This window comes from Quyinboa ferrireducens, from assembly GCF_042436675.1.
Taxonomy (GTDB): Bacteria; Bacteroidota; Bacteroidia; order Bacteroidales; family UBA5342; genus JBHJHP01.
This window is the reverse complement of record NZ_JBHMVA010000002.1, coordinates 262763-276485: the sequence shown is the minus strand read 5'-3', so window position 1 is coordinate 276485 and position 13723 is coordinate 262763. Positions and strand designations below refer to the sequence as shown.

General features: G+C 39.1%; 8 protein-coding genes. 2 read left to right on the top strand and 6 right to left on the bottom strand.

What is annotated here, in order from left to right; genetic code table 11:
* Positions 1 to 19: 19 nt before the first annotated feature.
* From ACE01N_RS04595 to ACE01N_RS04570, 6 genes are all read right to left on the bottom strand, one after another.
* Positions 20 to 1597 carry a peptide chain release factor 3 gene (locus tag ACE01N_RS04595; protein WP_375726578.1) on the bottom strand — a complete coding sequence of 526 codons (1578 nt, stop codon included), beginning with the start codon at positions 1595 to 1597 and terminating at the stop codon, positions 20 to 22.
* Positions 1598 to 1712: 115 nt separating this feature from the next.
* Positions 1713 to 2396, bottom strand: coding sequence for a DUF2490 domain-containing protein (locus ACE01N_RS04590; RefSeq protein WP_380585292.1), 684 nt, complete (start codon positions 2394 to 2396; stop codon positions 1713 to 1715).
* A complete protein-coding gene (locus ACE01N_RS04585) occupies positions 2389 to 3048 on the bottom strand; it encodes a DUF4956 domain-containing protein (protein WP_380585290.1) in 660 nt (219 codons plus the stop codon). Before ACE01N_RS04585 ends, ACE01N_RS04590 begins: the two co-directional genes overlap by 8 nt.
* Before the next feature lie 8 nt (positions 3049 to 3056).
* Positions 3057 to 3827 (bottom strand): polyphosphate polymerase domain-containing protein, encoded by a 771-nt coding sequence (locus ACE01N_RS04580; RefSeq protein ID WP_375726575.1) that lies wholly within the window; start codon positions 3825 to 3827, stop codon positions 3057 to 3059.
* Positions 3805 to 4224: a hypothetical protein gene (locus ACE01N_RS04575; protein ID WP_380585288.1), complete on the bottom strand. Its 420-nt coding sequence runs from the start codon at positions 4222 to 4224 to the stop codon at positions 3805 to 3807. The genes ACE01N_RS04580 and ACE01N_RS04575 overlap by 23 nt, the downstream gene beginning before the upstream one ends.
* A 2-nt stretch (positions 4225 to 4226) precedes the next feature.
* Positions 4227 to 5309 (bottom strand): hypothetical protein, encoded by a 1083-nt coding sequence (locus ACE01N_RS04570; RefSeq protein WP_380585286.1) that lies wholly within the window; start codon positions 5307 to 5309, stop codon positions 4227 to 4229.
* A gap of 400 nt (positions 5310 to 5709) precedes the next feature.
* On the opposite strand from ACE01N_RS04570, the gene ruvA reads away from it, so the two are divergent.
* Both ruvA and sov read left to right on the top strand, forming a co-directional pair.
* On the top strand, positions 5710 to 6291 hold the full coding sequence (ruvA, locus tag ACE01N_RS04565) for a Holliday junction branch migration protein RuvA (RefSeq protein ID WP_380585284.1): 582 nt from the start codon (positions 5710 to 5712) through the stop codon (positions 6289 to 6291).
* 7 nt (positions 6292 to 6298) lie between these two features.
* The gene (gene sov / locus ACE01N_RS04560; protein WP_380585282.1) at positions 6299 to 13612 is read left to right on the top strand and encodes a T9SS outer membrane translocon Sov/SprA; all 7314 of its coding nucleotides are present in this window, start codon (positions 6299 to 6301) and stop codon (positions 13610 to 13612) included.
* The last annotated feature ends 111 nt before the right edge of the window (positions 13613 to 13723 follow it).

The following is a 13723-nucleotide window of genomic DNA, read 5'->3' as shown; positions in this document are numbered from 1 at the left end:
AATAAATTTTTGTCTGCCGCTAAAACTCAGAAGTAAAGAAGAATTCGATGTCTTTAAAGTTATCCTGTGCCATTTGCAACATATACTGTGAATCGGCCAAAAACACATCCCGATCATGTTTATCCTTGGCCATGTATTGTGCTTTACGTTTTTTAAAATCCTCAAGCGCTTCCTTGCTTTTACTTCTTATCCAGCATGCCTTGTACAAGTTAATCGGATCATACCGGCACTGTGCGTTGTACTCGTGTAATAAACGATACTGTATGACCTCAAACTGAAGCTGTCCGACCGTACCTATAATTTTGCGATTGTTAAACTGATTTACGAATAGCTGTGCCACACCTTCATCCATAAGCTGATCAATCCCTTTTGCCAATTGTTTGGACTTCATTGGATCGGCATTTTCAATGTATTTAAACATTTCAGGTGAGAAACTGGGCAATCCTTTGTAATGCAGATTCTCTCCTTCCGTAAGTGTATCCCCAATTTTAAAGTTCCCTGAATCCGGCAAACCAACAATATCGCCTGGCCAGGCCTCTTCCACAATGCTTTTTTTCTGCGCCATAAAAGCGGTCGGACTTGAAAATTTCAGGTTTTTACCTAAACGAACGTGTGTATAATTGGTGTTGCGCTGGAACATACCGGAACAAACCTTAACAAATGCAATCCTGTTTCTGTGATTCGGATCCATATTGGCATGGATCTTAAAAATAAAACCGGTGAATTTTTCTTCGTCAGGCAGAACTTCACGTTCTTCTGCTTTCGATTTACGCGGTGTAGGTGCGATATCTATAAAACAGTCCAGCAATTCTTTTACGCCGAAATTATTGAGTGCACTACCAAAAAAGACCGGGGCCACATTTCCTGCCAGGTATTCATCCAGATCAAATTCAGGATAAACACCTTCCACCAGTTCGGCTTCTTCCCGCAACTTTTCGGCATCGGTTTCCCCCAGCATTTTATCCAGCCTTGGGTCAGACAAATCGCTTATTTCATGCATTTCAGTTACGACCTGCTTGCTCGGCGCAAACAAACGTAAATCTCTGCCATATAAATTATATACACCTTTAAATGACGGCCCCATATTTATGGGCCACGAAAGCGGACGAACATTTATCTGTAATTCCTCTTCTATCTCATCCAACAACTCAAAGGCGTCCTTCCCGATACGGTCAAGCTTATTTACAAAAACGATAACAGGTGTTTTACGCATACGACAAACTTCCATAAGCTTACGTGTTTGCGTCTCCACCCCTTTTGCCACGTCAATTACTATGATTACGCTATCTACAGCAGTTAAGGTACGAAAGGTATCTTCGGCAAAATCCTGGTGGCCTGGAGTATCCAGAATATTGATCTTTTTTCCCTTGTATTCAAATCCCATCACCGATGTAGCAACAGAAATTCCACGTTGCTTCTCAATCTCCATCCAGTCGGATGTAGCTGTTTTTTTTATTTTGTTCGATTTTACGGCACCGGCCACATGTATGGCACCACCAAAAAGCAGTAACTTCTCAGTTAATGTTGTTTTTCCCGCATCCGGGTGACTCACAATAGCAAATGTTCTGCGCCGCTTTATCTCTTCGTGTAATCCCATAATTGTTCTAAAAGGCTGCAAAATTATAAATTAAGTTTTGCAATCCATACATTCATACAGATTTTAAGCTAATTATCTGAAAATAAGTTTACGGGAAAAGGTTTCGGTTGCGAAATCAGAATTTATAACCGTACTTAACGCCAATAATATGCGCATCAACAGGCTTTACTACGTTAAATTCATTTTCGAACATGTAATATACATCAATATTCGAATGTTTTGAAAGCAGGTATGATGCTCCGGCTTTCAGTCTCCACTGATTAAGAATGCTGCCGTTAGGGTGGTTCAGGTGATGAAACAGCTCAAATTTAATACCCGGCTTGATTTTCTTTCCGAACCAGTCGTAATCAACCTGCACTGAATTTCGGTTTATCAGTTTCTGATCCACACTGAAACCGGCATTTGTGATATCATCAAAGCCATATTGTAAAATAGAGCGAAGTTTTAATTTGAAATCAAGGTACGAAACATCATATTTAACAAATGCAGAATAGCGCTGTTCCGAAAACATTTTGTAGCTGTTATTTTCCCTTATTTGAATGCGCCAGATAATACCAGTGCTGAAATGTTTTGATATATTATAGGAAAGGGACGGCTCAACAAAGGTTTTGTCATAGCTGGAAATATTATGCATATAACGCTGCTCCAGTTCAATATGAGCGTCCAGATTATCAATAATCTCTTTTTCAACCTCCAGCCCTAACCGCATTTTAAAGTCGGTGTATTGTGCTTTCAGTGAAAAAGGGATTATTGAAATTAGTAATAATAAAAAGCTGAAAAGAAAGCGTGATCTAATCATCGTCGTCGTTCGCGAAACCATCTATATCGGCGTCATCGGCCTGATTCTCACTCTCAAAATAATAAATATCAACCCGGGCCGTATCACGCAGAAAGTCAATCTTACCAACTTCTACCCTGTTGATTTTAAGACCGGTGCGTTCTTCGAGATCTCTTTTTAGTTCGGATCTGGTTTCAGGCTTTATTAATTCTATTTTCTCGTAAACGATCGATTTTGTTGACTCATGACGCAGCAACATCATCCTTTCCAGAAAATATGCTGTAATCACAAGAATAATATTAGTCAGCAATAACTCGGCATACGATATTTTTTTGTTAGCCAAAGCGTTAATTACTGAAATACCGATTACCAGAAAAAGATACGTCATTTCTTTTATCGGGATTTGCCTGGTTCGGTATCTGATAATACCGAAAATGGCGAATAAGCCAAGTGCAAAACCAATTTCCAGTTTTACGTTTTCCAAAAGGAAACACAATAAAAAGATAACTGTGGAAATAATGATGTATGTAAAAAAGTAATCTTTACGCTTTCTGACTCTGTAATATAAAAACCGTACAATTATGAATACGAATAAAAAATTTACGAGGAATCTGATAAACAATTCAAGCGTACTGGGACCATCGATAAGATCGATATTAAAAATTTCTACCATTGGGTTTTTTACTTAAAATTTTGGATTTTATTTATTCTGCTTTTAAAGTTATTCTGTTTCAAATTATTTTGTAATAAACTGACGCCCACACAGTATTTACTGAACCCCATCGGATAAACCCTGTTATTCTTTAATAGTGTGGCAAAAGCTGAATTCTTTTCGTACAGATTCCGTTTAATTTCAATAATACAAATAGATTCGTTTGTGAGCGATTTTTCAGTTTCAATATCAATAAAATTCAGTTTATAATCAATGGTTACCCTTTCCTGAATTTGTTTATTTACCAGAGTGATCCTAATAAATCTATTCCCGAGTTTTGGTTCAAGTAATTCCGATTCGTAAGGCGTATGCTTTGCAACAAACCATCCGTCACCATTTATAGTCTGCTCGGTATGTTCACCAGAATTTTCAATGCGTTTTTTTATGGTCTCACCCTTGTTATTCTTTCGCTTTATTTCAAGGAATTGCTTATTGGTATATACATATCGTCTGACCCTGATTTTATGCCTGTTAAGTTTGCCATTATGATGCATTTTGTACATGCTGAAATCGTTGGTATCAAAATATGTGGTCTCGTATGCATGTTCTCGCTCTTCTTCAATTTCCAGCACATAATAGTCCTTACGGAGCTGTTCCAGAAAGAACGGCAACTGAGACCTGCTGCATACATATTTTGTATCCTTCCGTCTCATCAGTTCAACATTCCCCATTTGATCCAGAGATATCGGATCGAATGAACTGATGACTTTTCTGATATCAGGATCGGAATTCGTACTCATACTTTTTCTTTTTATACAATCTGTCGCGGTCGTCATAATAATGACGTTCAATTTTCAAATCGTCTTTATATATTGTTACTATGCGTTCCTTTTGTTCCCCCTTTTCATTCAGCTCAATTTCCTCAATCAGGTTTGAATTGGTATCATATTTATATTTAATCCACTTCTTCAAATCATCCCCCTTATCTGAATATTCCTTATATTCAATTAAATTTCCCCTGTTGTCGTAATATTCAATTTCATCTATCCAGTATTCTTTGTCCCCGTCGTCAATGCGCATCTCGGAAGTTTTAACCACACTAATACCTTTCTGAACAATTTTCTTACTTGATTGCGCAAAACCTGCGGTCATACAAAACACAAAGATAATAAGACTAAAGACTCTTAATTTACTCATAATTATAGTTTTTCAATGGATATATCACTCAATTCTACATATTGTCCATCCTCAGTAATCGTTGCAAATACTTCCTTAACAATATTTGCTGTTCCTCCGGTAACATCCTCTGAATATACAAATATCCGATAGGTCCCTTTTATAAGGTTCCGGAATTCAAAGGTACCGTCATCCTGCGTTCTTATCCTGTCATCATAAAAGGTATGATTACCATATGTAATGTATATTTCCTGTTCCTGGGCAGGTGTTATATCCTTAATAACCAGGTTAGGATAAGTACTGGAGTTTTTATAATTAGTTACCATTACTTTACCCCGGATGGTTGCAGAACCCTCGTTCCATTCCTTAATTTTATAGGTGTACATTGTATCAAGCTGTACCGTTGTGTTATTCGATAAGGAAACGGTTTGCTTTATTTCCATATCAGGCTGAGAAATATCTGCTGTATCATCAGACATATAATATATGGTATAGTCACCTCCCCAAATATTGTTGAATTCAAACTGACCGTTATAACTTGTCTCCACTTTATCATTAAATGAAGTATTGTCACCTAACATTATAAATATGTCCTGGGCTTTTGCAGGGCCTTCCGACAGAAGAATGGAAAGGTCATCATTATAGATCCTTTCAATCAGTACCCCGTTTATAGCACTGCTACCCTGATCCCAATCCTTAATTTTGTAGGTATATAATGACCCCAGATCCAGTGATTCATTTTTTCCAAGTGTCACCTGTTTCATGATCTCCATCTTGGGTTTTGAATTATCTGATGTGTCGTCCGATAAATAAAAAATGGTATATTCACCCGGCCACAAATAAGAAAACTTAAAATCACCGGTATAACTGGTTTCGACCTTATCATCTACTACAGTATTATTTCCAAACATAATGTAAATATCCTCTGCCTTTGCTGGTGTTTCTGACAAAAGCACTGAAAGATCCTTGTTGTAAACCCTTTCCATTAACTCACCCTTAATCTCGCCGTTTCCACCGAAGCCTTCATCCTGAGAACAGGCAGTTAATAAAGTAATTCCCACAACAAGAACAATGAAGAGGAATTTAAACGGAATATTCTTTACCATTTTGTAAAATTAGTGTTAATTCTTGAAACAATCACCCTTTAAACGCGCTAAAATTAATAAAATAATTTTAACATTACAATACACTTGTATCAAATCTGTAATATTATTGTAATAACCAAAAATTGAGCTAAAAAATATCTATCAACAAAAGGAATCAACAAAACAGAAACTTTCTTCTCCGAAGTATTATTAATCCAATATGTTTACATAATCATACTTCAAAATCCACCTGTTAATTTATAAAACAAGACGTATTTCGACTTACCAAATTAAGTTCTTCCCATCCAAAAAATTTCTTATACATTTATTATCTGTACCGCCAGGTTTTGCAGATTGCGTTTTATTATACCACGGTTTTAATTATATTTGCTTGCCAATTTCTAAGCATAAAAATTGATGTATGATTAGCTATATAAAAGGGGAAATTGCTGATAAATTTCCAACCCATGTTGTAATAGATGTGCATGGCATTGGATATCATATCAATATTTCCCTTAATACCTTTTCTCAAATTGCGGAGCAAAAACAAATTTTATTGCATATCCATGAAATAATTCGTGAAGATACGCATGAATTATACGGATTTTGGTCGGTTCGTGAACGGGAAGTTTTTCGCCATCTTATTTCTGTTTCAGGTATTGGAGCCAATACGGCCCGAATGATCTTATCTTCCCTGCAGGTTGAAGAACTGGAACAGGTGATTATATCAGGAAATGTAAATGTGCTGAAAAGTATAAAAGGTATTGGATTAAAGACCGCCCAACGGGTAATTGTTGACCTGAAAGACAAAATCGGAAAATCTGCTTCAGCAGCCGAAATATTTACTCTGACAGACAATACTATAAAGAATGAAGCGTTATCTGCTTTAGTTATGTTGGGCTTTACACGTAATGCTTCAGAAAAGGCCATTGATAAAGTGTTAAAAACTTCAGGAAATTATGCCGTTGAAGAAGTAATAAAACTTGCCCTAAAACAGTTGTAAGTATTTAATGAGGTTGATAAAAAAAGTGCATTGGAATCTGTTCAGGCTTAAATTAGTACTACCCGTTTTGTTCGGTACTTTTTTGTTGTTATCGTCGCATGGTCAAACCAGCGATACTACATTGCTTTATCCGGTTAAAAGTATACAGTCTGATCCTTACACACAGGATGATGCTTCAGGCATAGATTTGAAAAATCCTAAAAACTTCAAACAGGTTACAGAATACGACCCGGAAACAGGAAATTACATAATTCGGAATATGGTGGGTGATGTGGAAGTTGGCTCTCCTACCCTCATGTCGTACGAAGAGTATAAAAAATACGACATGAACCGCTCTCTGAATGACTTCTGGCGCAATAAACAACTGGAGGAAGCAGGGAGGAAACAAGGTGGTCCACTCGACATCAACATTAACCTGGGGAAAGCCAGTGCCATATTCGGAGAAGGAGGTATAAAATTGAAACCCCAGGGATATGCTGAACTTCAGTTTGGGGTTAAAACCAATAATATAGATAACCCTGCACTTTCTGAAGACCTCAGAAAAACAACTATTTTTGACTTCGACGAAAAAATCGTACTAAGCGTAGCCGGTTCTGTGGGTGATCGTATAAAGATGAACATGGACTACAACACGGAAGCTACTTTCGATTTTGACAATACCATCAACCTTAATTATGAAGGAAAAGAAGACGACATCGTTAAAAAGGTAGAAGCCGGAAATGTTAGTCTCCCTTTAGGTGGATCTCTGATTCGAGGTAGTCAGAGCCTCTTTGGTGTAAAAACAGAACTTCAATTCGGGAAATTGAGTGTGGCTACTGTTTTCTCACAACAGGAATCGGAAACAGAAACCATGACATTAAAAGGTGGAGCCACGTCCAGCGATTTTGAAATCAGGGCGGATGAATACGATGCCAACCGCAACTTTTTTCTGACACACTTTTTTGAAAAAAACTACGATAACTGGATGAAAAACATTCCTGTTATTATGTCTGGTCTTGTTATTAATCGTATTGAGGTTTGGGTGACCAATAAACGGGGTGACTATAACGATTCAAGAAACATTGTAGCCTTTATGGACCTTGCTGAACCTCAAGCAGCAGATATCTATAATGATAGATGGACACCCAGTACTGAAGGGGTAAATCCGGCATATATTGCGCCTGCCAATAAATTTAATACCCTTTACAGCCAGTTGAACTCAACCTATACCGGATTCCGTAATATCAGTGAAATCTCGAATGAATTTAACGGTGTAATGCAAGGAGGTGTGGATTATGAAAAAATTGAAAATGCCAGACTATTATCTTCCAATGAATATACACTTAATAAAAACCTGGGGTATATTTCCTTAAATACAGCTCTTAATTCTGATGAGGTGCTTGCTGTTGCTTTTGAATATCAGTACAGAGGTCAGGTGTACCAGGTTGGTGAATTTTCAACTGACAGTATTCGTTCACCTCAGGCTCTGGCAGTAAAGTTATTAAAAGGAACAAACCTGAGTCCACAACTGAAAACATGGGACCTGATGATGAAAAACATCTACTCTCTTGGTGCACGACAGGTTGATCGTGAAGATTTCAGATTTGAGGTAATGTACCGTTCCGACAGTTTAGGAACAAATATTAATTACCTTCCTGAACCAGGATTAAGAGATGAGCGTCTGCTGAACCTGATGAAACTCGACCGTTTAAATTCTCAAAACGAACAGGGCTCTGATGGTTTTTTCGACTGGGTACCAGGTTTGACTGTTATTCCTGACAGAGGTAAGATTATCTTCCCGGTAACCAAACCGTTCAGCTCAAAATACCTCAGTACATTTATGAGCCCTACGCTGGCAGAAAAGTATGCCTACGATTCACTTTATACACAAACCATCACTATAGCAACACAAAACGCAGAAAAAAATAAATTCATTCTGGAAGGTTCCTATAAAGCAGCTTCCGGTTCTGAAATCAAGCTGAATGCCTTTAACATTCCACGAGGCTCGGTGGTTGTTACGGCCGGTGGACGGACACTGACTGAAAATGTAGACTATACGGTGGACTATGCATCAGGATATTTAAAAATACTGAATCAGGCTATTCTTGATTCAGGAACACCGATCCAGGTTTCAATGGAAAACTCAGCGACTTTCAGTTTACAAAAGAAGACCATGATCGGGACTCATCTCGATTACCGGTTCAATGATGATTTTACATTGGGTGGTACCATCATGCACCTTTATGAAAGGCCTTTAACCCAGAAAGTGTCTATCGGAGAAGATCCAATTTCAAATACAATCTGGGGACTGAACGGTGCATACAAAGCAGAAATGCCTTTCCTGACAAAGCTTATTGATAAATTGCCGCTCATAGAAACCAAAGCGCCATCATCCATTGCAGTGAACGGAGAATTTGCACAATTAATTCCGGGTCATGCCAAAGTTATTGGTGGTGGTGGCTCCGTATATCTGGATGATTTTGAAGCCACAAAAATAGGCATCGATATCAAACATTATTTCTCATGGAAACTGTCCTCAACGCCAACGGAGATAATAAATGCCACCAGCCCAATTACTGATCTTGATTACGGAAAACACCGTGCCCGCATTGCATGGTATACCATTGACAGGCTTTTTCAATATGACAACAGTAACCTGATGCCCAGCCATATAAAAAATGATCCTGAAATGCGTTCCAATAATTATTCCCGCGCGGTAAGTGAGAATAACCTTTTCCCTAACAAAGATAACGCATACGGAGAATCCACATTGATTCCAATTCTGAACGTCGCATATTATCCAACTGAAAAAGGACCATACAACTTTAGTCTTGACCTGAATCCTCAAACCGGAAAAATGAATAACCCTGATCAAAACTGGGGCGGTGTAATGCGCAGAATGGAGACCACTGATTTTGAACAGGCCAACATTGAATATATAGAATTCTGGGTGATGGACCCGTTTATTGAGGGCGACTCGCCAAATAAAAATAAAACGGGAGGTAAACTTGTCTTTAACCTGGGTGAAATTTCAGAAGATGTATTAAAGGATGGCCGGAAATCATTTGAATATGGTCTGCCGGCAACCAGTGATATAAACGGGCTGGTTGACACAACAAGTTGGGGACGTGTTCCGGTTAAGCAGTCCCTGACCCAGGCATTTGCCAACACCGAAAACAGCAGGATTTACCAGGACGTTGGACTGGATGGTTTGGATGATACGGATGAAAGTACATTTTTTAGTGGATATCTTGATTCGCTTACTCAAATACTTACCCGGGGTTCCAGTACATATGTTGACAGTTTATTCAATGATCCGGCCCAGGATGACTATCATTATTACAGGGGATCAGATTATGATGCTGCTAAAACAAGTATTCTGAATCGCTACAAACTGTATAATAATATGCAGGGCAACTCACCTACTGATGCGCAATCCAATGAAGCCTATTCAACCACCGGATCGAACCTGCCGGATGCCGAAGATATTAACCAGGATAACACATTAAGCGAGAATGATAACTACTACCGGTATGTTGTAGATCTTTATCCTGATCAAATGAAAATTGGCGGGCAAAAGTATATTACGGATGTCAAAACGGAACATGTAAAACTGGCTAACGGAAATGAAGATTCTGTAAAGTGGTACCAGTTCAGAATTCCTGTGTCTGACTATGACAATGTCGTAGGATCAATTTCCGGTTTTAAATCCATTCGTTTTATGAGAATGTTTCTGGAAGATTTCGAAGAACCGGTGATCCTTCGTTTTGCAACGTTGGAACTGGTTCGCGGAGAATGGCGCAAGTATACTGTTCCTTTGGATGAAATAGGAGAAAACAACTACAAAGATGGTGGTGTCATTGATATCGGTTCGGTAAATATTGAAGAAAACAGTGACAGGACTCCGGTCAACTATGTACTTCCTCCTGGTGTAGACCGGGTTATTGATCCGGGTCAGCCACAACTGAGACAACTGAATGAGCAGTCTATGACCTTAAAGGTCCTGAATCTGGCACCTCAGGATGCAAGAGCGGTATATAAGACCCTACAGATGGATATGCGTCAGTATAAACGCCTGCAAATGTGGGTACATGCAGAAGAACTGGTCAATGCTCCCGGTGTTAACACCAATCTTGAAGATGATGACCTCTCCATCTTTATCCGGTTGGGATCCGATTTCAAGAACAACTATTACGAATACGAAATTCCTTTAAAGCTAACGCCTCCGAGGGTTTATAACAATGATAATACGGCACATCGTGAAATGGTATGGCCGGATGCAAACAAGTTTGATATTCCATTCGATCTACTGACAAATTTCAAGTTAAAACGTAACCGTGAATCCAGGGCTTCAGGCAGTGATGTAAAAATATCGCAGCGCAAAGGTGAACCGGTACCGGATGATCCTACACACTGGGTTTACATTAAAGGTAATCCTTCACTGAGCGATGTCAGAACCATTATGATTGGAGTACGTAATAAACGCCGTCAGACAACGGAATACCGCTCTGGTGAAGTTTGGGTAAATGAACTGCGTTTATCAGAATTTGATGAACAAGGCGGATGGGCAGGCATTGGAAGTATGTCCTTAAAACTGGCGGATCTGGGTACAGTAAATATGTCCGGAAGTATTAGCACAGCAGGATTTGGTGGACTTGAACAGAATCTTATGGAGCGTCAGATTGATGACCTGAGCAGTTACGATGTCTCAACCAATTTGCAACTGGGTAAATTCTTCCCAAAAAAAGCTCAGATTAGTTTGCCGGTGAATTATTCCTATTCAAAAGATGTTGTCAGTCCTAAATATAACCCTCTTGATGAAGACGTAAAACTTCAGGATGCCATAAACAGCGCCGTAACTCAAACCGAAAAAGATTCTATCAAGAGTATGTCTTTGGATGTGACCACCAGAAAAAGTATAAGTCTGCCGAATGTACGCATTGGATATGGGGGCGAAAAGAAACAGTTCTTTGATCCGAACAATGTAACCATGAACTTTGCATATAACGAAACGGAGCGTACATCCCCCACTATTCAGCGGGATCTTTCTAAAAACTTCCGTGGAGGATTGCAGTACAGTTATGCCACATCTGCAAAGCCGGTTGAGCCTTTCAAAAAAGTGAAGTTTCTGGAATCGGATATACTGGCATTGATTCGTGATTTTAATTTTTACTATCTGCCAACAACGTTCAGTTTCAGAACGGATATGAACAGGGACTACAACGAAATGCTCTATAGGGACATCAGCAATACCGGCGTTGAGTTACCGCTTTCTGTTGGTAAGGACTGGTACTGGAACAGGCAATTCGATATTAAATATAAACTTGCCAACTCCCTGCAGTTAAGCCTTACATCGCAATCAAACGCGCTTATTGGCGAACCTGATTACCTGAACAACGATTCTGTGACTGTTTCTTTAAATAAAAGAACACAGCGGGCCTATTATGCGGCATGGCAGGATTCAGTGATGCAAAGCATACGTGAATGGGGTCGCTCCGTCATGTACCATCAGGTATTTAGCGCAAGCTATACTGTTCCCTTTTCTAAAATTCCGTTACTGGATTGGATTTCAGCTGACGGTACGTATAATGCCACTTATGACTGGCAACGCGGTGCAAATTCTTTAAACCCCAAATTCTCCAATCTGTTTTTGGGTCATACCATAGAAAACTCACGAAATATCAACATCAATACCACATTAAGTTTTACAGGGCTCTATTCAAAATGGAAGTTTCTGGATGATGCCAATAAAAAGTATGGCAGAGCGGGTTCAAACCGGTCAAGCGGTGCCAAGAAAATGGTTACTGTAAGGTACGAGAATAAGTTTGATTTCCCCGAGGGCCAGAAAGTTGTGATCAATCATAAGTTGGGAAGTAAAACGCCGAATGTCAGGATTTACGATGCTGATAATAAACAGGTGATGGGTAAACGAAATATAGTGGATGAAAACACCATTGAGTTTACAGCCAACCAGACTGTAGATGGTGCAAGAGTTGTAATTACCGCCAGAGTTCAGGAAAAGAGTAACCCGGTTATTGAGGTATTGCAACGGACTGCCCGTGTACTTATGGGTGTGAAAAATGTGTCTGCCAATTATACCAGAAATAACAGTCTGATCATTCCGGGATTTGACGGTGAACCCAACATCATTGGTCAGGATAACATTGGTGGTCTGCCTGCACCGGGTTATGCCTTTGCTTTTGGAAGTCAGAGCCTTGACATAATTGATCAGGCGAACCAAAACGGATGGCTGATTAATAATGCACTGATGACCGATCCTTATATCAGCCAGCAAATGGAGCAGTTCAGGGGACAGGCATCCATCGAACCGATTAACGGACTCCGGATCACTTTAAATACAACATGGGCACAAAACCAGGTTACAGGAGCCAATTATTATTACGATACAGAAAACGGCAACCGGTTTATTCCTGAAGCTAATAAAACCATGACCGGTAATTTCTCCATGTCGTGGATATCCCTTCGTACAGCATTCGAAAAGGTTCATGAAGATGAAAGTTATACTTATGCACCATATACTGAATTTGTAAAACACAACAGATCCATTATTGCCGGACGAACCGGAAATAAAGATCTCAATTCACAGGAAGTGCTTATTCCTGCCTTCCTCGCAGGTTATTCAGGAATTGATGCACATAAAATAAGGCTCTACGAAAATGGCATGCCGGATATTTTCAGCCAGTTACCAAACTGGAACATCAGGTACGATGGTTTATCAAAAATTCCGTTGCTGCAAAAGTATTTCAGGAACGTAACATTGAACCACAGTTACACAGCCACATATAATATTGCAGGATTCAACACCAATCTTTCCTCAGGTCAACTTGAAATACCAACCGTAAATATTACAGAAGCACTCAATCCGTTGTTAAATGTTGATATGGCGTTTAAAAACAGCCTTACCGGTTCTTTGGAAATGAGCAAAATGAGGAATATCATGCTCAACATCAGCAACAACCAGGTTGTTGAAACCGTCTCAAACGATTTCTCTGTAGGCTTAGGGTACCGTTGGGATAATTTTGATCTGGTCATTAACAGTGGTGGCCGTTCAAAAAATGTAAGCAATGATCTTAACCTCAGGGCAGATTTCACGTTGCGGGATATGAAAACCATCATTCGTAAGATTGAAGAAAACTATAACCAGCCGTCTACGGGACAGAATGCACTGAATATAAAATTAACTGCGGACTATACATTAAGCAGAAGTGTAACAATCCGCTTATTCTATGACAGACAGGCCATCAATCCTTTGGTATCAACATCATTTTCAACGGCCACATCCAATTTTGGTGTAAGCTTTAAATTTCAGTTGATACAATAGTTTATCAATATAGATTGTTTTAAATTATTCGTATGAGACATTACCTGATTATTCATCAGGTATTTGCACTATTGTATGATATCCTCATACTTCAATATTACTTTCAAAGGT

What these genes read in the sequence shown, in the direction of transcription:
- ACE01N_RS04575 (WP_380585288.1), bottom strand. Translation starts at nt 4,224, where the DNA reads ATGAGTAAATTAAGAGTCTTTAGTCTTATTATCTTTGTGTTTTGTATG.
- ACE01N_RS04585 (WP_380585290.1), bottom strand. Translation starts at nt 3,048, where the DNA reads ATGGTAGAAATTTTTAATATCGATCTTATCGATGGTCCCAGTACGCTT.
- ACE01N_RS04580 (WP_375726575.1), bottom strand. Translation starts at nt 3,827, where the DNA reads ATGAGTACGAATTCCGATCCTGATATCAGAAAAGTCATCAGTTCATTC.
- ACE01N_RS04570 (WP_380585286.1), bottom strand. Translation starts at nt 5,309, where the DNA reads ATGGTAAAGAATATTCCGTTTAAATTCCTCTTCATTGTTCTTGTTGTG.
- ACE01N_RS04595 (WP_375726578.1), bottom strand. Translation starts at nt 1,597, where the DNA reads ATGGGATTACACGAAGAGATAAAGCGGCGCAGAACATTTGCTATTGTG.
- ACE01N_RS04590 (WP_380585292.1), bottom strand. Translation starts at nt 2,396, where the DNA reads ATGATTAGATCACGCTTTCTTTTCAGCTTTTTATTATTACTAATTTCA.
- ruvA (WP_380585284.1), top strand. Translation starts at nt 5,710, where the DNA reads ATGATTAGCTATATAAAAGGGGAAATTGCTGATAAATTTCCAACCCAT.
- sov (WP_380585282.1), top strand. Translation starts at nt 6,299, where the DNA reads ATGAGGTTGATAAAAAAAGTGCATTGGAATCTGTTCAGGCTTAAATTA.